General features: G+C 71.5%; 19 protein-coding genes. 2 read left to right on the top strand and 17 right to left on the bottom strand.

Going from position 1 to position 20,258, the window contains the following annotated elements:
- Positions 1–107: 107 nt before the first annotated feature.
- The gene (locus QRD43_RS01350) at positions 108–692 is read left to right on the top strand and encodes a hypothetical protein (protein ID WP_285980670.1); all 585 of its coding nucleotides are present in this window, start codon (positions 108–110) and stop codon (positions 690–692) included.
- Positions 693–720: 28 nt separating this feature from the next.
- On the opposite strand, the gene QRD43_RS01345 is transcribed toward QRD43_RS01350, so the two are convergent.
- From QRD43_RS01345 to QRD43_RS01285, 13 genes are all read right to left on the bottom strand, one after another.
- Positions 721–1,215, bottom strand: coding sequence for a hypothetical protein (locus QRD43_RS01345; protein WP_285980669.1), 495 nt, complete (start codon positions 1,213–1,215; stop codon positions 721–723).
- Between the two features lie 40 nt (positions 1,216–1,255).
- Positions 1,256–2,323 (bottom strand): TerB family tellurite resistance protein, encoded by a 1,068-nt coding sequence (locus QRD43_RS01340; RefSeq protein ID WP_285980668.1) that lies wholly within the window; start codon positions 2,321–2,323, stop codon positions 1,256–1,258.
- A gap of 18 nt (positions 2,324–2,341) precedes the next feature.
- Positions 2,342–2,764 (bottom strand): hypothetical protein, encoded by a 423-nt coding sequence (locus QRD43_RS01335; protein WP_285980667.1) that lies wholly within the window; start codon positions 2,762–2,764, stop codon positions 2,342–2,344.
- A gap of 125 nt (positions 2,765–2,889) precedes the next feature.
- Positions 2,890–3,108 (bottom strand): formate dehydrogenase subunit delta, encoded by a 219-nt coding sequence (locus QRD43_RS01330; protein WP_285980666.1) that lies wholly within the window; start codon positions 3,106–3,108, stop codon positions 2,890–2,892.
- A gap of 21 nt (positions 3,109–3,129) precedes the next feature.
- Positions 3,130–4,038: a formate dehydrogenase accessory sulfurtransferase FdhD gene (gene fdhD, locus QRD43_RS01325; RefSeq protein WP_285980665.1), complete on the bottom strand. Its 909-nt coding sequence runs from the start codon at positions 4,036–4,038 to the stop codon at positions 3,130–3,132.
- A gap of 7 nt (positions 4,039–4,045) precedes the next feature.
- Complete coding sequence (fdhF, locus tag QRD43_RS01320) at positions 4,046–6,940, bottom strand: formate dehydrogenase subunit alpha (RefSeq protein WP_434063816.1); 2,895 nt, start codon at positions 6,938–6,940, stop codon at positions 4,046–4,048.
- Positions 6,941–6,942: 2 nt separating this feature from the next.
- A complete protein-coding gene (locus QRD43_RS01315; RefSeq protein WP_285980663.1) occupies positions 6,943–8,520 on the bottom strand; it encodes a formate dehydrogenase beta subunit in 1,578 nt (525 codons plus the stop codon).
- Positions 8,520–8,984: a formate dehydrogenase subunit gamma gene (locus QRD43_RS01310; RefSeq protein WP_285980662.1), complete on the bottom strand. Its 465-nt coding sequence runs from the start codon at positions 8,982–8,984 to the stop codon at positions 8,520–8,522. The genes QRD43_RS01315 and QRD43_RS01310 overlap by 1 nt, the downstream gene beginning before the upstream one ends.
- Positions 8,985–9,030: 46 nt before the next feature.
- Positions 9,031–9,558, bottom strand: a complete 528-nt coding sequence (locus QRD43_RS01305; protein ID WP_285980661.1) for an HPP family protein — start codon at positions 9,556–9,558, stop codon at positions 9,031–9,033.
- Between the two features lie 16 nt (positions 9,559–9,574).
- Entirely contained in the window at positions 9,575–11,248 is a 1,674-nt protein-coding gene (locus QRD43_RS01300; RefSeq protein ID WP_285980660.1) for an OFA family MFS transporter, read from the bottom strand.
- Positions 11,249–11,454: 206 nt separating this feature from the next.
- Positions 11,455–12,399, bottom strand: a complete 945-nt coding sequence (locus tag QRD43_RS01295) for a LysR substrate-binding domain-containing protein (RefSeq protein WP_285980659.1) — start codon at positions 12,397–12,399, stop codon at positions 11,455–11,457.
- On the bottom strand, positions 12,399–13,322 hold the full coding sequence (locus tag QRD43_RS01290; RefSeq protein WP_285980658.1) for a hypothetical protein: 924 nt from the start codon (positions 13,320–13,322) through the stop codon (positions 12,399–12,401). Before QRD43_RS01290 ends, QRD43_RS01295 begins: the two co-directional genes overlap by 1 nt.
- A 71-nt stretch (positions 13,323–13,393) precedes the next feature.
- A complete protein-coding gene (locus QRD43_RS01285) occupies positions 13,394–14,272 on the bottom strand; it encodes a type 2 periplasmic-binding domain-containing protein (protein WP_285980657.1) in 879 nt (292 codons plus the stop codon).
- A 118-nt stretch (positions 14,273–14,390) separates the two neighbouring features.
- Here QRD43_RS01285 and QRD43_RS01280 point away from each other — a divergent pair, with 118 nt between their 5' ends.
- Positions 14,391–15,320, top strand: coding sequence for a carbohydrate kinase family protein (locus QRD43_RS01280; RefSeq protein WP_285980656.1), 930 nt, complete (start codon positions 14,391–14,393; stop codon positions 15,318–15,320).
- Here the strand turns inward: QRD43_RS01280 and QRD43_RS01275 are convergent.
- The 4 genes from QRD43_RS01275 to QRD43_RS01260 are packed head-to-tail and all read right to left on the bottom strand — an operon-like array spanning position 15,305 to position 20,164.
- Entirely contained in the window at positions 15,305–16,762 is a 1,458-nt protein-coding gene (locus tag QRD43_RS01275) for an amidase (protein WP_285980655.1), read from the bottom strand. The genes QRD43_RS01280 and QRD43_RS01275 overlap by 16 nt on opposite strands.
- A gap of 17 nt (positions 16,763–16,779) precedes the next feature.
- Entirely contained in the window at positions 16,780–18,276 is a 1,497-nt protein-coding gene (locus QRD43_RS01270; RefSeq protein WP_285980654.1) for an ABC transporter substrate-binding protein, read from the bottom strand.
- Positions 18,277–18,303: 27 nt separating this feature from the next.
- Positions 18,304–19,149: an ABC transporter permease gene (locus tag QRD43_RS01265; protein WP_285980653.1), complete on the bottom strand. Its 846-nt coding sequence runs from the start codon at positions 19,147–19,149 to the stop codon at positions 18,304–18,306.
- On the bottom strand, positions 19,142–20,164 hold the full coding sequence (locus tag QRD43_RS01260; protein ID WP_285980652.1) for an ABC transporter permease: 1,023 nt from the start codon (positions 20,162–20,164) through the stop codon (positions 19,142–19,144). The genes QRD43_RS01265 and QRD43_RS01260 overlap by 8 nt, the downstream gene beginning before the upstream one ends.
- Positions 20,165–20,258 lie beyond the last annotated feature (94 nt).

Here is a 20,258-nt window from a genome sequence, read left to right as displayed (position 1 = left end):
TGGGGGGCGGGCGCGGGCCGCCGCATCGAGACGATGGCGCTAACGCGTCAGGGTCACGGGCGAACTCGGTGATTGCCGGTACATTCCTGCCCATGCACCGACACCCCATGAACTCACCCCGAAGCCTGCTTCGACCGGCCCTCGCGGCGCTCCTGGCGTGGGCGGCCCCGCCGGGCGCCTGGGCCGCTGAGACGGTCGACTGCAGCACGGCGTTCCAGGCCGCTGCCAGGGCGTTGCCGGCCTTGTCGTGGCAGCGCTTCGACCAGGACCCGGTCAGCGGCTGGCGCCAGCTCGATGCGCTGGGCTGCCGGGCCGAGGCGGTGCAGCTGATGCAGCGCTTCATCGCCATCGAACAGTCGCGCATCAACACCGTGCGCTGGCACATGGCGCAGAACCTGGCCCTGCTGGGCCGCTCTGCGCAAAGCATCGAACAGGCGCGCCAGACGCTGATGCCGGCCGACGAGGCGGCCAGTGCCGCCGCCGCCGGCTTCAACTGGAATGCCTATGTGAGCGGCACCATCGCGTTTCTCGAGGGGCGCTTTGACGAGCTCCCCGAGCTGATCCGGCAGCTCGAACGCCATCCGAACGATGCCGCCAACGCCCGCATCCTGCGCCGACTGCAGCGCTGTGCCGGCAAGTCCTACCAGGAGGCGATGGAGTCGCCGACGTGCGCGCCGGCGGCGGGGGGCTGATCCGGCTCGGCGGTCGCTCCAGTGGTCCTCAACAGCGCAGCGAACGTTGCTGCTGCCGAAGTTCAAGCAGCTGCTTCTGGATCGCCTTGCGCTCCTGCCCGATGCTCGATCGTTCCCGAGCCTCCCACTGCGGCAGCGTCTGGTCCAGCCACTGGCATCGCTGCTGTGCCTCGGTGCTGAGGGGCAGGCGCCGTTCCAGGACGGCCATCTCCTGCGGCGTCTTGCCCGTGACGGGCTTGACCGCGCCGTACAGCTGCTCGTTGAACCGCTCGCGTCGCACATCCTGGCCGATGAGTTCCTGTCCGGTGGACTTGCTGAGACCCCGGGTCGGTTCGAGCTGGAGCCGCTCGGCTCCCTCGCAAGGGGCATCCGAGTAGGAGACCTTGCCGTTCACCGCGCATTTGTAGGCCGTGCGGCTGGGAGGCGGCAGGTGCTGGGCGTTGCAGGTGCCGACCGCGGCCAGCACGAGCGCGAGACGGGCGGCGGCCGGCAGGACAGTTTTGCGGCCAGATGTCGCGATCATTCGGAGGGCGCCCTTCTTCCTGAGTGTCTGCGGCGACCGGTCACGGCGCTTTCTTGCGCTTGACCCACGCACCCAGGCTGTCGGCGGCCGACCGGACCTTGCTCTGCACTTGGGCCTTCACCTGATCCGTGCCCTGGAGCGCGTCCTTGGCCCATGTCGATGCCGAGGCGGTGTGCACCTTGAGCTGCGTCATCGTTCGGTCCGCGGCAGCAGTGATGTCCGTCTGCGTCGGCAGCCGCTCCTGCGTCCACTGCCGGGCGATGCTCGCAGCTTCCGCGCCGGCGCTGCCAGCCTTGCGAGCACCCTTCACTGCGCCGTCCCGGGCCGACTGCCAGGTCGCGCTCCAGGCCGTGGGCGGCGCCTGGGCAATCAGCGATGACGTCCGCTGCAGCGCAGCCTGCTCTTGTTCCGACAGCGGGCCGGCCGCCTCCAGCATCTCCTGGAGGAAGAGGCCCAGGTCCCTGGCCACGGCCGCATGGTTGCAGTCCGGATTGGCGTGCAGGAACCTGGAGAGCTCCAGAGCCATGTCGTCCAGCGAGCCCGTCGCGGCCGCCGGCTCGATGAGGGTGAGGGCCTGCGCCACGAAGGCCGAGTCCATGCCCCATTCCTCGACCAGGTGCGTCAGCAGGGCCTGCCGCTCGGCGTCCTCGACCTGACCATCGACCGCCGCGAGACGCAGGGAAATGGGCGCGATGAGGTCGAAGAGAGCCAGTCCCAGGGCATCCAGGGGCGTGTTGAGAAATCGCGGAATCTCGATCACCCGCGAGGCGCGGGCATCACCGAGCCAGCGATAGAGGCCGTAGCAGGCGCCACCGGATGCCAGCGCCGCGAAGGCCACCCAGCCCACCGGCGTGGCGGCCGCCCCGATGCCCAGCGCGCCCATCAGCCCCGAGGGCGCAAAGAAGGCCCCTGCGACAAGGGAGGACTTGGCCACGGCAGCGCCCGTCCCTGCCGCGCCGAGCACGTCCCAGAGCTCACGCGCCTTGTTGACCATGCGCATGGAGGTGTAGGCGTCCTCGCCGATGGCCAGCTTGGCCTTGAAGCGCAGCGGCTCCGCAATGATCTGCTCGAGGTGCGCGAAGTCGTCCAGAGTCAAACGGTCGGCCATGGCGGGCTCCGAGGTGGCTCAGACGGCCAGGCCGGAGAAGCCGGCTGCAAAGGCACGCACGCGTTCCGCCAGATCCGGGGAGTCCAGCTCGGCCTTCGCGCCCCAGGCGATGCCCAGCGCTGCAGCCAGGGGTGTCAACGCCGGGCCGAGGACCGCCCCGAGAACAGGCACGGCTGCCAGCAGCATGCCCACGACCACGGCCACCAGCGCGGTGAACGTGAGCGTGGGGAAGTGCTTCATGAGCGAGAGCACGAAGTCGATGACCTTACGTCCGATGCGCAGCACCTGTTCGCCGACCCGGCTCGCGAGCTTCAGCAAGTCCGCGAGGACGGCCTTGGCGTCCGCCGAGATGGCGAGGCCCTCGATCTTGCGAAGCAGCTGGCTGTCGGACTGGCTGGCGGAATTGATGAAGCTGGCGACGGTGTCGGCGCGGGTTTCCATGTCGTTCTCCCTATGAACTTTTGATTATGTATCGACATGTGAGTCGCGCCGGGCCGGTGGGCCCCACCCGTTCGGGCGGGGATACTGTGCCGTATCGATGAGCCCTTCGCTCATCGGTGCGGTTCTCAGTGAAGGCGCTGCACCGCTTCCTTCACGATCGGCCGCAGCGCCGCCGTCTCGGCGTGACCGGCATCCAGGGCGCCGAGGAATTCGCGGCGCATGCGGGGTTCCCAGAACTTCTGGATGTGCAGGGCAATGCCCTCGACGGCCTCGGCGTGGTCGGGCATGGCCTCGAAGAAGGTGCCGATCTGGTTGGCCATGCGGACGAGTTTTTCGATGTCCATGATGTGTGGGAATGCGGGCGTTCAGTGGGTCGGGCCAGGGCCCGTGGAGCCGCCGGACGGCGCGAGCGCCGCAGGCGCGGCACCGAGGTCCAGGCGCTCGGGATGGCAGTAGACCACCAGGTCCTGCCCCCGGGCAAAGCCGACGAGCGTCATGCCGGCCTGGGTGGCGGTGGTGACGGCGAAGCTGGTCGGCGCAGAGACGGCCGCCAGCAGCGGCACGCCGGCCATGGCCGTCTTCTGCACCATCTCGAAGCTGGCGCGGCTGGTGACGGCGATGAAGCCCTCGCCCGCCTTCACGCCCATGCGGGCCAGGGCGCCGATGAGCTTGTCCAGCGCGTTGTGGCGGCCGACGTCCTCGCGCAGCCAGCGAAGCTCGCCGTCCGCCGAGCACCAGGCCGCGGCATGCACGGCGCCCGTGGCCTGCTGCAGGGTCTGCTGCTCGCAGAACTGGCTCATGGCGTGAGCGATGGCCTCGCGGCGCAAGACCTGACCCTCGGTGACGGGCGCCAGCGCCGGCAGGTCCCGGGCCACGTGCGCGAGACTCTCGGTGCCGCACAGGCCGCAGCCCGTTCGGCCGGCCAGCGTGCGCCGCCGCTCCTTCAGGCGGGCGAAGGCGCCGCTGGCGATCTCCAGCTTCAGCGTGATGCCTTGCGCGCCCGGCACCTCCTCGACGCCATACAGCTCATCCGGCCGCTGCAGGATGCCCTCGCTGAGCGAGAAGCCCAGCGCGAAATCCTCCAGGTCCAGCGGCGTGGCCAGCATCACGGCGTGGCTGACGCCGTTGTACTCCAGCGCCACGGGGACCTCATCGGCCACCCAGTCCAGCAGCTCCGAGCTGTGGCCGCCGCGCACGCGCCGCACCGGCAGCGCGCGGGCGCCCTCGCAGAAGTCGGGGGCGACCGGCGCGGGAGACAGGGGCGGGCGCTTCATCCGGGGCTCACTTGCCGCCATGCACGGCTTCCGCGGGAGACGAGGGGTGCTGCGCGGCGTGCAGCAGCTCCTGCTGCAGCGCATCGAAGCGGTTGAACTCCTTCTGCCACGGCGAGAGGTGCTGCGCCTGCATCACCTTCATGACCTGCACGGCGGTCACCTTGTACTCGGGGCAGTTGGTCGCCCAGTCGGAGTTGTCCGTCGTGATGACGTTGGCACCCGACTCGGGGAAATGGAAGGTCGTGTAGACCACGCCCGGCTGCACGCGCTCGGTGACGACGGCGCGCAGCACGGTCTCGCCCGCGCGGCTCTGGATGCCCGCCCAGTCGCCGTCGGCGATGCCGCGCTCCTCGGCGTCGTGCGGGTGGATCTCCAGCACGTCCTCGCTGTGCCACTGGCTGTTCTCGGTGCGACGCGTCTGGGCGCCGACGTTGTACTGGCTCAGGATGCGGCCCGTGGTGAGCAGCAGCGGGAACTTGCGCGTCACCTTCTCGTCTGTCGGCACGTACTGGGTGATGATGAAGCGGCCCTGGCCGCGCACGAACTTGCCGACGTGCATGATGGGCGTGCCGGCTTCCTCGGTGCTGCCGTTGCAGGGCCACTGCACGCTGCCCAGGCGTTCGATCTTCTCGTAGCTCACGCCGGCGAAGGTCGGGGTCAGCGCCGCGATCTCCCGCATGATCTCCTCGGGATTGGCGTAGTTCATCGGGTAGCCCAGCGCCTGCGCCAGCTTCTGCGTGACCTCCCAGTCGGCATAGCCACCCAGCGGGGGCATGACCTTGCGCACGCGGCTGATGCGGCGCTCGGCGTTGGTGAAGGTGCCGTCCTTTTCGAGGAAGCTGGAGCCCGGCAGGAAGACGTGGGCGTACTTGGCGGTCTCGTTCAGGAAGATGTCCTGCACCACCACGCACTCCATGGCCATCATGGCGGCGGCCACGTGCTGGGTGTTGGGGTCGGACTGCACGATGTCCTCGCCCTCGCAGTACAGGCCCTTGAAACTGCCCGAGAGCGCGGCGTCCAGCATGTTGGGAATGCGCAGGCCCGGCTCGGGGTTCAGCGTCACGCCCCAGGCGGCCTCGAACTGGCCGCGCACGGTGCTGTCGCTGATGTGGCGGTAGCCCGGCAGCTCGTGCGGGAAGCTGCCCATGTCGCAGCTGCCCTGCACATTGTTCTGGCCGCGCAGCGGGTTCACGCCCACGCCCTCGCGGCCGACGTTGCCGGTGGCCATCGCAAGATTGGCAATGCCCATCACCATGGTCGAGCCCTGGCTGTGCTCGGTCACGCCCAGGCCGTAGTAGATGGCCGCGTTGCCGCCGGTCGCGTAGAGCCGTGCCGCGGCGCGCACCTCGGCCGCCGGCACGCCGCTGGCGGCCTCCAGCGCCTCGGGCGAGTTCTCCGGTCGCGAGACGAACTCGCTCCACTGCGCGTAGCTCTTGGGGTCGCAGCGCTCGGCCACATAGGCCTGGTTGACGAGGCCCTCGGTCACGACGACGTGCGCCATCGCGCTGATCACCGCCACATTGGTGCCAGGCTTGAGCTGCAGGTGGTGCGCCGCCTCGATGTGCGGGCTCTTGACGAGGTCGATGCGGCGCGGGTCCACGACGATCAGCTTCGCGCCTTCGCGCAGGCGCTTCTTCAGGCGAGAGCCGAAGACCGGGTGGGCCTCGCTCGGGTTGGCGCCGATGACCATGACCACGTCGGCCTTCTCGACAGACTTGAAGGTCTGCGTGCCGGCCGAGGTGCCGAGGGTCTGGCCCAGGCCGTAGCCCGTGGGCGAGTGGCAGACGCGGGCGCAGGTGTCGACGTTGTTGTTGCCGAAGGCGGCGCGCACCAGCTTCTGCACGAGGTAGGTCTCCTCGTTGGTGCAGCGCGAGGAGGTGATGCCGCCGATCGAGTCACGGCCGTGCTTCTCCTGGATGCGGCGGAACTCGCTGGCGGCGTGGCTCAGCGCGACTTCCCAGCTGACCTCCTGCCACGGGTCCTGGATGCTCGCGCGGATCATGGGCTTGGTGATGCGGTCCGGGTGCGTGGCGTAGCCCCAGGCGAAGCGGCCCTTGATGCAGCTGTGGCCCTCGTTGGCCTTGCCGTCCTTCCAGGGCACCATGTTCACGACCTGGCTGCCCTTCATCTCGGCCTTGAAGGCGCAGCCCACGCCGCAGTAGGCGCAGGTGGTGATGACCCTGTGCTCGGGCTGGCCGATCTGGATGATGGTCTTCTCCTGCAGCGTGGCCGTGGGGCAGGCCTGCACGCAGGCGCCGCAGGACACGCAGTCGGACTCCATGAAGGGCTGGTCCTGGCCCGGCGAGACGCGGGCCTCGAAGCCGCGGCCCGAGATCGTCAGCGCGAAGGTGCCCTGCGTCTCCTCGCAGGCGCGCACGCAGCGGTTGCAGACGATGCACTTGCTGGAGTCGAAGGTGAAGTAGGGATTGGACTCGTCCTTGGGCAGGTCGCAGTGGTGCGCACCCGCCTTCTCGCCCACGCCGTAGCGCACGTCGCGCAGCCCCACGACGCCCGCCTGCGTCTGCAGCTCGCAGTTGCCGTTGGCGCTGCAGGTGAGGCAGTCCAGCGGGTGGTCGGAGATGTAGAGCTCCATCACGCCCTTGCGCAGCTGCTGCAGCTTCGGGCTCTGCGTCTTCACCTTCATGCCGGCCTCGGCCGGCGTGGTGCAGGAGGCCGGGAAGCCCTTGCGGCCGTCGATCTCCACGAGGCACAGCCGGCAGGAGCCGAAGGGCTCGAGGCTGTCGGTCGCGCAGAGCTTGGGCACCATCACGCCGGCCTCGGTGGCCGCGCGCATCAGCGAGGTGCCGGCGGGCACGGTGACGCTGTGGCCGTCGATCTCGAGGGTGACTTCGCGTTCGGATTCGCGGCGGGGCGTGCCGTAGTCGATCTCGGAATGGTTCATGGTCATGCCTCCTGCGCGGCTGTCTGGTCCAGCTTTGGCGTGCTCGTCAGGCCAAAGTCTTGCGGGTAATGGTTGAGGGCCGACAGCACCGGGTAGGGCGTCATGCCGCCCATGGCGCACAGCGAGCCGTGCAGCAGGGTGTCGCAGAGGTCGCGCAGCAGGTGGACCTGCTGCTCGCGCTGTTCATCGCGGCGGATGCGGTCGATCACCTCGACGCCGCGCGTGGAGCCGATGCGGCAGGGCGTGCACTTGCCGCAGGACTCGATGGCGCAGAACTCCATGGCGTAGCGAGCGAGCTGCGAGAGGTCGGCGGTGTCGTCATGCACGACGATGCCGCCGTGGCCCAGCACGGCGCCCATGGCGGCATAGGCCTCGTAGTCCAGCGGCACGTCCCATTGCGACTCGGGCACGTAGGCGCCCAGCGGGCCGCCCACCTGCACGGCCTTGATCGGCCGCCCGGTGGCCGTGCCGCCGCCGAAGCCGTAGAGCAGCTCGCGCAGCGTGAGGCCGAAGGCCTTCTCGACCAGGCCGCCATGCTTGATGTTGCCGGCCAGCTGGAAGGGCAGGGTGCCGTGCGAGCGGCCCACGCCGTGGTCGCGGTAGAACTGCGCGCCGCGCGCCAGGATCAGCGGTGCAGCGGCGAAGGTCAGCACGTTGTTGATGACCGTGGGCTGGCCGAAGAGCCCCTGGATCGCGGGCAGCGGCGGCTTGGCGCGCACCACGCCGCGCTTGCCCTCGAGGCTCTCCAGCAGTGCGGTCTCTTCGCCGCAGACATAGGAGCCGGCGCCCTTGCGCACCTCCAGGTGGAAGTCGCGGCCGGAGCCCAGCAGGTTCGCGCCGAGGAAGCCGGCGGCCGTGGCGCGGGCGATGGCCTCGTTCAGTGCGGCGATGGCGTGCGGGTACTCCGAGCGGACATAGACATAGCCGCGGTCGGCCCCCACCGCCAGGCCGGCGATGGCCATGCCTTCGATCAGCATGTAGGGGTCGCCTTCCATCACCATGCGGTCGGCGAAGGTGCCGGAGTCGCCCTCGTCGGCGTTGCAGACGATGTACTTCTGGCGGGCCTCGGTCTGCAGCACCGTGCGCCACTTGATGCCCGCCGGGAAGGCCGCCCCGCCGCGGCCGCGCAGGCCGGAGTGGGTGATCTCGGCCACGATGCCGGCGCCGTCCAGCTGCAGGGCCTTGCGCAGGCCCGCCCAGCCCTCGTGGGCCTCGTAGTCGGCCAGGGACAGCGGGTCCGTGACGCCCACGCGGCGGAAGCTCAGGCGCTCCTGCAGCGCGAGGTAGGGGATCTGCTCGGTGAGGCCGTGGCACAGCGGGTGCGCGCCGCCGCTCAGCAGGCCGGCATCGAGCAGGCCGGGCACGTCGGCCGGCTCGACGGGGCCGTAGGCTACGCGGCCTTGCGGCGTCTGGACCTCGACCAGCGTCTCCAGCCACAACAGGCCGCGCGAGCCGTTGCGCACCAGCTCGAGGGACAGGCCGCGGCACTGGCATTCGGCCAGCAGCGCGGCGGCGACGTCATCGGCGCCCACGGCCAGCGCGGCCGCGTCGCGGGGAATGAAAACCTTCACGGGGGACATCACAGCCCCTCCTTTTCCAGCAGGGCGTCGAGCTTGGCGGCGGTCATCCGCGCGTGCACGCGCTCGTTGAGCATCAGGGCCGGCGAGGAGGCGCACAGGCCGAGGCAGTAGATGGGTTCGACGGTCACGGCGCCGTCGGCGCGCGTGCTGTGCGAGGCGCAGCCCAGGCGCTGCTCGGCATGGGCCAGCAGGCGGTCGGCACCGCGGGACTGGCAGGCCTCGGCGCGGCAGACCTGCAGCACCGTGCGGCCGGCCGGCGCCTGGCGGAAGAAGTGGTAGTAGCTGACCACGCCATGGACCTCGGCACGCGACAGGTTCAGGTGCTCGGCGATCACCGGCACGCTCTCGGGCGGCACATGGCCCAGCGTGTCCTGCAGCGCATGCAGCAGGGGCAGCAGGGCGCCGGGGGCCGGCGGGTGGGCCGCCAGCACGGCGGCCAGCGAGTCGTTCACAGAGGTATCCATGGCAAGGAATCCGGCAGCCGGGGCTGCGTTCAAGGCAGAGGATGCGCTACCAATAGCGCGGATAGGCATTGTCCCTGCTGAGATTGTTGTAGACGATCGCCACGCCGACCAGCAGCAGGGCACCGGCCAGCGTGGGCCACAGCAGGAAGCCCCAGCCGGGCTGGGACAGGAACACGATCACCGGATTGGACCCGGCCGGCGGGTGCGGGAGGCGCAGCGCCAGCATCGCCGCGATGGCCAGCCCCGCCGCCAGTCCCATCGCCCACCAGTGCGGCCCGCACAGCTGCAGCACGAGCAGGCCGATGGCGCTGCACAGCAGGTGCCCGCCGACGACGTTGCGCGGCTGGCTGAAGGGCAGGTCCGGGAAGCCGAAGAGCATCACGCAGCTGGCGCCGAAGCTGCCCAGCACCCAGGGCTGGCCGCTGGCGGCGGCCAGGAGCCCGACGGCGGCGATGGCGAGCACCCCACCCACGCCGGCCTTCACGAGCGCCGGCAGGGGCGCGCGGGGCGGCACCGCGAGGTGGCCGCCGCGCAGGCGTTCGGCCCAGAAGGCCGGGGTCCAGACGCGGCTCATCGGCGCTTCCTTCCGGTCAGGCGAAGAACTTCATGACGCTCAGCACCGTCTTGTAGACGCCCCAGGCCAGGGGAACGCCCACCGCGGCCCAGGCCAGCACGACCCACAGCGGCGAGGTGCCGTGGAAGGTCATGGTGCCCGGGCCGATCTCGGCGGCGGCGGCGCGTTCGTGGGCCAGGCGCTTCTCCTGGGCCAGCTCGGCCTCGGTCATGAAGTGCTTGTCGGCCACGGGGCGGACCATCAGGTTGCAGATCAGGCCGATCACCAGCATGCCCACCAGGATGAACATGGTCTGGTTGTAGACCTGCTCGCGCGGAATGCCGAGGCCCAGCTGGTAGTCGCGCATGTAGTTCACGACCACCGGGCCGAGGATGCCGGCCGTGGCCCAGGCCGTCAGCAGCCGGCCGTGGATCGCGCCCACCATCTGGGTGCCGAACAGGTCGGCCAGGTAGGCCGGCACGGTGGCGAAGCCGCCGCCGTACATCGACAGGATCACGCAGAAGGCGGCGACGAAGAGCAGCTTGTTGCCCGCACCGGCACTGCCCGGCACGCTGGCGTAGAGCAGGCCGCCGAGCACGAAGAAGACCACGTAGGTCATCTTGCGGCCGAGCTTGTCGGAGAGGCTGGCCCAGAAGAAGCGGCCGCCGATGTTGAACAGCGACAGCAGCGCCGTGAAGCCGGCCGCCACGCTGGCGATGGCCGCCAGCTGGGCCTTGTCGAGCTCGCCGTACTTCTGCTGGATGCCGATCAGGCCCCCGCCGAAGACTTCCTGCAGCATCGGGCTGGCCATGCCGATCACGCCGATGCCGGCGGACACGTTCATGCACAGCACCATCCACACCAGCCAGAACTGCGGGATGCCCCACACCTTCTTCACGTGCACATGGCGCTGGGTGATCATGGCGTTGCTGGTCTGCGCGACCGGCGGGGTCCAGCCCTCGGGCTTCCAGCCGGAGGCCGGCACGCGGTAGGACAGCGCGCCGCCCATCATGAAGACGAAATAGACCGCGGCCATCACGATGAAGGTCGAGGCGACGCCGACGTCCGTCGGGCTGGCGAAGGTCTTCATCAGCTCGGCGGCCAGGGGCGAACCGATCATCGCGCCGCCGCCGAAGCCCATGATGGCCATGCCGGTGGCCATGCCGCGGCGGTCCGGGAACCACTTGATGAGGGTCGAGACCGGCGAGATGTAGCCCAGGCCGAGCCCGATGCCTCCGATCACGCCCGAGCCCAGCAGCATCAGCCAGAACTGGTGCAGGTGCACCCCGAGGGCCGAGATCAGCATGCCACCGCACCAGCAGACGGCGCTCACCACGCCGGCCTTGCGCGGGCCGGCGCGTTCCAGCCAGCCGCCCCAGATGGCGGCCGAGCTGCCCAGCAGCACGAAGAAGAGGGTGTACATCCAGCCGAGCGTGGAGACCTTCCAGTCGCAGCTCGTGACGAAGAGCTCCTGCCAGAAGCCGATCTCAGGGCCGCACTTCACGGCCTCCTTGATGCCCAGGGCCTTGGACAGCGGCAGCCAGAACACCGAGAAGCCGTAGGCCATGCCGATGCACAGGTGGATGGCCAGGGCCGCGGGCGGCACCAGCCAGCGGTTGAAGCCCGGGGGGGCGACGATGCGTTCCTTGTCGAGGAAGCCGGGGGAGGTGTCGCCCAGCGGGCGGGCGCCTCCGGTCAGAACCGTGGACATGCTGCGTGTCTCCTGCGTGTTGTGCGCACTCGTGCGGTGCGGGGCGAGTGTTGCCACGCCAGGGGGACGCGTCCAATTCTTTTACGTGATGAGACGATCAGCGTGCGAAATCAGGGTCCACCCTGAGCACACGACATGCGGCGGCAACATCCGGGGGGGCGCCATCCTGGCAGCCCGGCGCGGGCCGCCGGGCGTGCGCGGCGGCGTCAGATCCGCAGATCGCCCGCGTGTTGAGCCGCCTGCGCCAGCCAGCCCGGGTCCTCGGCCAGCAGCAGCGCCGCCTCCAGGGCCTGCGAGGGCCGGCTGCTGCTGTGAAGCATGAAGGCGATGGGGATGCGCACCTCGGGCGCGGCCAGCGGCTGCGCCTCCAGCCCGCCCTGCTCCAGCACCGTGCCGAGCAGGGCCCCGGGCAGGATGCTGCACACGCCGCCGGCCTGCACCGCCGTCACCAGCGTGACCGTGGAGTTGGACTCGATGGCGGGCGTCACCTGGACCTGCGCCTCGGCGAAGGCGCGGTCGATGATGCGGCGGTTGTGCATCTCGGGGCTCAGCAGGCACAGGGGCAGGTGCGCGGCCTCGGCCCAGCTCAGCGGCGGGCCCATCTGCAGGCCGCGCTGGCCGGGGACCTCGGCGCGGCGGACGAGGAAGTAGGCCTCGGTGTACTGCGGCAGCTGGCGCAGCGGCACGCGGGTCTCGGCCATGCGCTCGGTGTAGCCCAGGCCCAGGTCCAGGGCGAGCTGGTCGAGCCCGGTCTCCAGCTCGATGGAGCTCATCGAGCGCAGCGTGGGCAGGATGCCGGGATGGCGGCGCTGCAGCAGGGCCACGAAGCGCGCCGCGATGGGCATGGCCGTGGGCACCGCGCCGACCAGCAGGTGGCCCTGCGGGGCGCCGGCCCGGCTCTTCAGGTCCTGGTCCAGCAGCTCCTGCTCGCGCAGCACGCGCCGGGCGCTCTGCAGCACGCGCTCCCCCTCGGCGCTGAAGCCCTCGAAGCTGCGGCCGCGCTTGACGATGGCGCAGCCGTAGTGCTCCTCCAGCGCGCGCAGGGCGTTGGAGAGCGCCGGCTGGGTCACGTGGCAGGCCAGGGCGGCACGGCCGAAATGCTTGTGGTCGTCGAGGGCGACCAGGTAGCGCAGGGCGACGAAGAGGTTCATCAGACGGGGGTGGCCGGATCGGCCCAGAGTTCGGGCCGCCGCAGCGGGGTCTCGGGGGACAGCAGCGGATTGTCCAGCCGCAGCACGAGGCGGCGCGGGATGTCGAGGCGCTGCATCAGCGCCCGGAAGTGCTGGGCGAACAGCGCCTGGAAGCTGCGGTCCGCGATGGCCCGCTCCAGGCCCTGGCGCAGGTCCTCGGCCAGTTGCGGGAAGCGCGGGCTGATGAAGAAGTAGCTGGCCGTGGGGTAGTGCAGCATCAGGCGCGGCGCGACGGCCAGGTCCAGCGTGCGCCCGAAGCGCTGCAGCTCGTTCTCGATCTCCATCACCGAACGCGGGAAGTAGTCGATGCGTTCGCGCGCCAGCATCTGGAAGAGCTTCTCGTACATGCTGGCGGTGCCCACGGCCAGGCCGTTGTGGCGCAGGATCTCGGTGTCGGGCCAGTCGTGCATCTGGCCGGCCTGCAGCTGGCGCAGCGGGTCGAGGCTCCGGATGCGTGCGAAGCGGTCGAGGTCCCGGGCGCGCACCAGCAGCAGCCGCCAGCCGAGGATGCCGCGATCCAGCGGGATGCGCACGGGCAGCAGCGTCCGCTCGCGTTCCCGGCTGGTCATGCTCCACAGCAGGTTGATGTCACCACGGCCGAACTCCAGCTCGCGCAAGCCGCGCCCCTGGGTCATGGCCGTGCCGCTGGCGACGACCTCGTAGGGCCGCGGCGACGGCGCCAGGACCAGGCGCAGGAGGTCCAGCATGTAGGGCAGCTGCGGGTCGTGGAAGGACTCGTGCTCGGGGTACACGACGCGCGTCGGGGTCGAGGTGGAGGTCGAGGCGTCCGGCGGCGCGCTGCCGGCACCCGCCCCCATGGCCGGCACGGCGGCAGGCACGGTCTGGGCCAGCACGAGGCCCGGCGCGGCCAGGCTCAGCACCATCGCCCGCCGGCTCAGGGACCGGGCGGACGGAGGCGACGGCGTGCGGGCTGGCATGCGTGGCAGGGCAGGCCTCAGCCGAACTGCGCCGGATCGGCCCACAGCTCGGGGCGGTGCAGCGGGGTGGCGGCCGGCAGGGTGGGGTTCTTCATCGCGAACTCACGGCGTTCGGGCAGGCGCAGCGGCTTCAGGCGCTGGCGGAAGTGGGTCATGAAGAGCGTCTGCAAGCTGCCGTCCTCCACGGCCCGCTCCAGGCCGCGCTGCAGGTCGGCGGCCAGCTGGGCGTTCTGGCGGCTGACGAAGAAGTAGTTGGCCGTCGGGTAGCGCAGCATCAGCCCCGGGGCGATCATCAGGTCGTTGGCAGTGCCGAACAGGCGCATCTCGTCCTGGATCTCCATGACCGAGCGCGGGAAGTAGTCCACCCGGCCGCGGGCCAGCATGGTGAAGAGGCTCTCGTAGGCGCTGGTCGTGCCGACGGTCAGGCCGCTGGCGCGCAGGATGGCGGTGTCGGGCCAGTCGTAGAGCTGCCCGGCGGTCAGGTCGCGCAGGGCGTCCAGGCTTCGGACGCCGGCGAAGCGCTCGGCATCGGCCCGGCGGATCAGCAGCAGGCGCCACCCCATCAACCCCCGGTCCGTGGGGATGCGGATGGGCAGGAGCTGCTGCTCGCGCTCCTCGCTCGTCATGCTCCACAGCAGGCTGAAGTCGGCTTGCGCGCCGGCGAGGTCGCGGATCGCCCGGCCCTGGCCGATGGGCTTGCGCACCGGTTGCAGGCGGTAGTGGGCGCCGCTGCGGTCCAGCCCCAGCCGCAGGGCGGCCAGGTGGTAGAGGTGCATCGGGTCCTGGCCGTCGGCGTCGGAATACGAGGGGTAGCCGACGACCATCTCCGCCGCGTTGGCAGGCCGGGCGGCGCTGGCGGCGGTCAGCAGGGTCAGGAGCAGGTGGCGTCGATCCATCGAGAGGGGAGGTACTGCGGGGATTGGCATCGATTGTGAAAGGCGGCCGGGCCGCTGTCACGCCTCTCCCGCCTCAGGAGGGCTTGCAGAGTGTGACAGACGGCGCTGCAATCGGCACATGAGCCCGCTTCTGCACACCGACCTGCCCCGGTTCGTCGCTTTCGGCGAAGCCCTGACCGACCTCATCTGCACCGGCCTGGACAGCTGGATCAGCCGCTGCGGTGGGGCGCCCTGGAACGTCGCCCGGGCGCTGTCGACCTTCGGCGAGCTCTCGGCCTTCGGGGGCGCCATCAGCTGCGATGTCTTCGGGCAGGCCCTGTGGCAGGAGAGCATGGACGCCAGCCTGGACCCGCGCTTCCTGCAGCAGGTGGAGCGTTCGCCGCTGCTGGCGGTGGTGCACGAGGTGCATCCGCCACGCTACTTCATCGTCGGGGATGACAGCGCCGACCTGCATTTCCACCCCAGCGGCCTGCCCCAGGGCTGGCGTCAGTTCGTCCGATGGGCGCATTTCGGCGGCATCAGCCTGAACCGCGAGCCGCTGGCCGGGCGGCTGCTGGCGCTGGCGGAGTCCCTGAAGGCGCAGGGCGTGACGATCAGCTACGACCCCAACTACCGCCAGGGCATGGACAACCGCTATGACGACACCCTCGAGCGCATGGCCCGGCTGGCGGACGTGATCAAGGTGTCGGACGAGGACCTGTGCGGCCTCTTCCGCAGCCCCTCGCCCCATGTGGGCCTGGGTCAGCTCGCGGCCTGGAATCCGCAGGCGACGCTGCTGTGCACGCATGGCGCGCAGGGCGCCACGCTCTACCGGGGCGCGCAGGAGTGGTCGGCCCGGGCCCTGGCCGTGGAGGTCGTGGACACGGTGGGTGCGGGGGATGCGGCGATGGCCGGTTTCATCCACGCCTGCCTGCACCGCGAGCCTGAGGAGGCCCAGCTGCGCTGCGCCGTGGCCGCCGGGGCTGCGGCCTGCCTGCAGGCGGGCGCCCGCGCCCCCAGCCTGGCCGAGATGCGCGAGCTGGCGGCGCAGGTTCAGCTCGTGGGCTGAGCGCTTCCCGGCGGCTGGGGCCAGGGGCGCTGGCGGTCGGCGAGCAGCTGCTCCAGCTGACGGCTCAGGCGCAGCACGCCGAGGTCGTCGAAGCGGCGTCCCACCACCTGCACGCCGATCGGGAGCCCGCCGGCCGTGAAGCCGGCGTTGAGCGTCGCGGCCGGCTGCTCGCTCATGTTGAAGGGCAGGGTGAAGGCGATGTGCTCGAAGGGCCGCTGCGGGTCGTGGATCGGGCTGGCCCATTCCGCCGGGAAGGTGGGCACCGGGCTGGTGGGCGAGATCACGAAGTCGAAGGGCTGGCAGGCGGCGATCGCGGCATCGCGCAGGGCCGCCATCTGGCTGTAGCCCTGGTAGAGCTCGCTCGCCGTGAGCTGCGCGCCGCGGTCGACCCAGGCGCGGATGTAGGGCAGCACGCGGGCGCGGCGCTCCTCGGGCAGGGCGGAGATGTCCAGCCAGGAGCGCATGCGCCAGAAGGCATCGAGCCCGTCGATCATCGCCCGGGTGCTGCAGGGGCCGATGGGCGTCACCTCGCAGCCGGCACCGGCCAGGCGGGCGGCCACGAGGTCCACCGCGTCGGCCGTCTCGCCCTCCACCGTGAGCCCCCAGCCCGCGTCGCGCATCAGGCCGATGCGCAGGCCCCGCAGGTCCAGGTGCAGGTCCAGCCAGGGCAAGTCTTGAGGCGGCAGGCTCATGCCGTCGCGCCAGTCGGGGCGGGCCAGCGCGGCCATCAGCAGGGCGGCATCCTCGACCCGGCGGGTCATGGGGCCCGCGACGCGCCCGGCGAAGGGCGGCTGGATGGGGATGCGGCCGAGGCTGGGCTTGAGCCCGAAGAGCCCGCACCAGGCGGCGGGGAGGCGGATGGAGCCGCCGATGTCCGTGCCCACGTGCAGCGGCCCGTAGCCGGCGGCTGCGGCGGCGCCGGCCCCGGCGCTGGAGCCGCCCGGGTTCTTGCGCAGGTCCCAGGGGTTGCGCGTCAGCGGGTGGAAGCTCGAAAGGCCGGAGCTGAGCATGCCGTAGTCCGGCATCGTGGTCTTGGCGAAGAGCACGGCACCGAGCTCGCGGGCGCGGGCCGCGGGCGGGGCGTCCTCGGCGGCGGGCTTCAGCGCCGTCGCGGCGGTGCCCAGCGGCACGGGCGTGCCGCGCGTGGCGATGTTCTCCTTGAGCGTCAGCGGCAGGCCGTCCAGCGTGATGCGCTGCCCGGCCACCGCCACGGCCAGGGGCTCGCCGCGCTGCCAGCGGGCCTCGGCGGCGCGGGCCGCGGCATGCGCGGCCTCGAAGTCGGGCGCATACAGGGCCTGCAGCTGCGGCTCCCAGCGCCCGACGTGCGCCTCCAGGCTCTGCAGCACCTCGACGGGGCTGAGCGAGCCGGCCTCGTAGGCCGCGAGCAGCCGCCGTGCAGGCCAGTCGTGGAGGGCGTCCGGGGTGGGGGTCAGGTCTTGCATCGTCGTGCGGTGTCAGGTCACTCCCAGCGCAGGGCCGCGAGGTCGTTCACGAACAGCGGCATGCTGGTCCACAGGCCCTTGAGGCGCGCCTGGGCCACGGTGATCCACTGCGGCTGGTAGAGCCAGGCCGCCACGGCGTCGTCCGCGATGCGGCGCTGCAGCTCGGCCAGCAGCTTCAGGCGCTCCGGCTCGCGGGTGCTGGCCAGGTAGCGCTGCCACAGCTCGCCGTAGGCGCGGCTCTCGTAGCCCCAGTAGTAGCCGGGCTTGGCGAAGTTGCCGAGGTCCAGGGGCTCCACGTGCGAGATGAGCGTCAGGTCGTACTGATGGGCCGTGTAGACGCTGGACAGCCACTGCGCCCACTCGATGTTCTCGAGCTTCACCTGCACGCCCACCTGCGCGAGCTGCGCGGCGACGAGCTCGCCGCCCTGGCGCGCATAGGGCGCGGGCGGCAGCTTGATCGAGAGCGACAGGCCCGACACGCCCGCCTCCTTGAGCAGCGCACGGGCCCGCGCCGGGTCGTGCGCATTGACGGCGGTGAGGTCCACATAGCCCGGCGCACCCGGCACGTAATGGCTGCCGATGGGCAGGCCGTAGCCGTCGGCGGCCGCGGTGATCAGGGCCTGACGGTCCAGGGCCATGGCGAGGGCGCGGCGCACCCGCACGTCGTCCAGCGGCTTGCGGCGGTGGTTCATGGCCACCAGGGTCTTGGCACGCGAGCCGGCGATGATCAGCTGGAAGCGCTGCGGCTGGCGCTTGAACTGCTCCAGGCTGCGGGCGGCGGCCACACGGGGGAAGGCGTCCACGTCGCCCGAGAGCAGGGCGGCCACCTGCGCGGCCGGGTCGGCGATGAAGCGGAAGGTGGCGCGCCGGATGGGGGGCATCGGCAGCCCGCGCTGGGCATAGCCCTCGAACGCCTTGAGCTGCAGGCTCGCGCCCCGCACCCAGCCGGCGAGCTGGTAGGGCCCGGTCCCCACGGGCTGCTGGGCATTGCTCGCGGCGCTGCGGGGCTCGACGATGGCGGCGGTCGCCTGGCCGAGGAGGAAGAGGAAGTCCGGCTCCGCCTGCCGCAGGGTCAGCACCAGCACGTCCGGCTCCGGGGTGGCGATCTGGGCGATGTTGGCGAAGACGCGCTTGTCCTTGTTCGTGCTCGCCTCGCCGGCGGCACGCTCGAAGCTGAACTTCACCGTCGCGGCCGTGAACGGTTCGCCGTTGTGGAAGCGCACGCCGCGGCGCAGGCGGAAGGTGTAGGTCCGCTGGTCCGGCGTGAGCTCCCAGCGCAGCGCGAGGCCCGGCCCGGCCTGGCCTTCGGGGGTGATGCGCGTGAGGGTCTCGAAGACGTTGTAGTGGACGATCTCGGCGATGGCCGACGCCGCGCCCGCGGTGGGGTCGAGGCCCGGGGGCTCGAGGGTCATGCCGATGACGACGGCGTCCTTGCCGCGCGGCTGGGCCAGGGCAGGCAGCGTCAGGGGGGCGAGCGTGGCGCCCAGGGTGCGCAGGAGGTGGCGGCGATCCATGGCCGCGATCATGGCACGGCCGGGCGTTCAGCTTCTCGGGTCGAGCCAGTCCCGCAGGCCGTCCGCCAGCAGCTGCAGGCCCAGCACCGACGTCATCAGGCACAGGCCCGGCAGCAGGGCCAGCTGCGGCGCCTCGAACAGCCAGGTCTGGGCCTCGGCCAGCATGCGGCCCCAGCTGGGCGCCGGCGCCTGGGTGCCCAGGCCCAGGTAGGCCAGCGAGGCCTCGGCGAGCAGCGCCAGCGCGCACTGGTTGCTGGCCAGCACGAGCAGCGGCGAGGCGATGTTCGGCAGCACGTGCGCGCGGGCGATCTGCCAGCGCGGCCGGCCGAAGGCGCGCGCGGCCCGGACGTAGTCCCGCTGCCACTGCACCCGCGCGGCCGCACGCACCAGGCGCACGCAGGCAGGCACGCCGTGCAGGCCGATGGCCACCATGGCCACGCCCATGCCCGGCCCGAGGCTGGCGGCGAGCAGGATGGCCAGCAGCAGGGCGGGGAAGGCCTGGCCGAGGTCGGCGAGGCGTCCGATCAGGCGGTCCACCCAGCCGCCCCGCGAGGCCGCGAGCAGCCCCAGCGGCAGGCCCAGGCCGAGCGACAGCCCGACGGCAATCGCCCCGACGCCCAGCGCATTGCGGGCGCCGCCCAGCAGCAGCGGGAGCAGGTCCCGCCCCAGCGCGTCGGTGCCCAGCCAGTGGCCGGGGCCCGGGCCCTGCAGGCGCCGCCCGAGGTCGGCCGCGAGCAGGGCCGTGTCGGGCGTCAGCAGGCTGGCGGCCGCGGCCAGGAGCAGGGTCGCACACAGCAGCAGGCCCGCGAGCAGACGCGGGTGGCGGCGCAGGCGCGTCCCGAGCGGGCCGGTCAAGACCTGACCCTCAGACATGGCTCGCCTCCGGGCGGCGCAGGCGCGGGTCCAGCCAGGTGTTGAGCAGATCGACGGCCCAGTTGACCAGCAGCACCATCGCCACCAGGGCCATGACGGCATTGCGCACGACGACGAGGTCCCGGTTGGCAATCGCCTGGGCGATCAGCTGGCCGAGGCCGGGCAGCTGGAAGAGGGTCTCGATCAGCACGGCGCCGGCCAGCAGGGCGGCGAACTGCGTGCCGAGCTGGGTGAGCACCGGCACGAGGGCATTGCGCAGCGCATGACGCAGCAGCACGCGACGCTCCGGGAGGCCTCGTGAGCGCGCGGCCCGCACGTAGTCCTCCTGGAGCACGTCCAGGAGGCTGGCGCGCAGCAGCCGCGCCAGCAGCGCCGTCTGGGTGAGAGCCAGGGCCAGCGCGGGCAGCATCAGCGCCTGCAGGGCGGGGCCCCAGCCGCCGCCCATCTCGGCGTCCCAGCCCGGGAAGCCCCCGGCCGGCAGCCACTGCAGTCGCACCGCGAAGAGCCACATCAGCCCCATGCCGAACCAGAAGGCCGGCAGCGCCAGCCCCAGCTGGCTGAGCGCGAGCAGCAGGTGGTCCACCCAGCGACCGCGCCTTGCGGCGGCCAGCACGCCCAGTGCCAGCGAGGCCGTCACCGTGAGCAGCAGCGCGAGCCCGCTGAGCGGCAGGCTCAGGCGAAGACGCTCGGCCAGCATGGGGCCGACGGGCGTGCGGTAGGCGTAGGAGTCGCCCAGCTCGCCGTGCGCCAGGCCGGCCATCCAGTGCCCGTAGCGCTGCCAGGCGGGCTGGTCCAGCCCCAGCTCGCGGCTGAGCGCCAGGACGGCGTCGGGGGCGGCATCCGGGCCCAGCATCAGCGCCGCCGCGTGGCCGGGCAGCAGTTCCAGGCTCGCGAAGACCAGGGCCGATGCCAGCACGAACGTCAGGCCCAGTCGGACGCTGGCGCGCAGGAGCGCCGCCAGCGCAGCCAGGGCGGGCGGGGGCGTCAGCAAGGGGCGCTCGGGAGGCGGGGGCATGGCGTGATTCTGCATGGGGCGGGCGGCACGCCCCTGGAGGCGCCTCCCGCGATGCCGTTCGCCCTGCGGCCCGGACGGCACCGGCCATCTTGAT

It is taken from the genome of Roseateles subflavus (assembly GCF_030285365.1).
Lineage (GTDB): Bacteria > Pseudomonadota > Gammaproteobacteria > Burkholderiales > Burkholderiaceae_C > Roseateles_B > Roseateles_B subflavus.
This window is presented reverse-complemented; position numbering and strand designations above follow the sequence as displayed.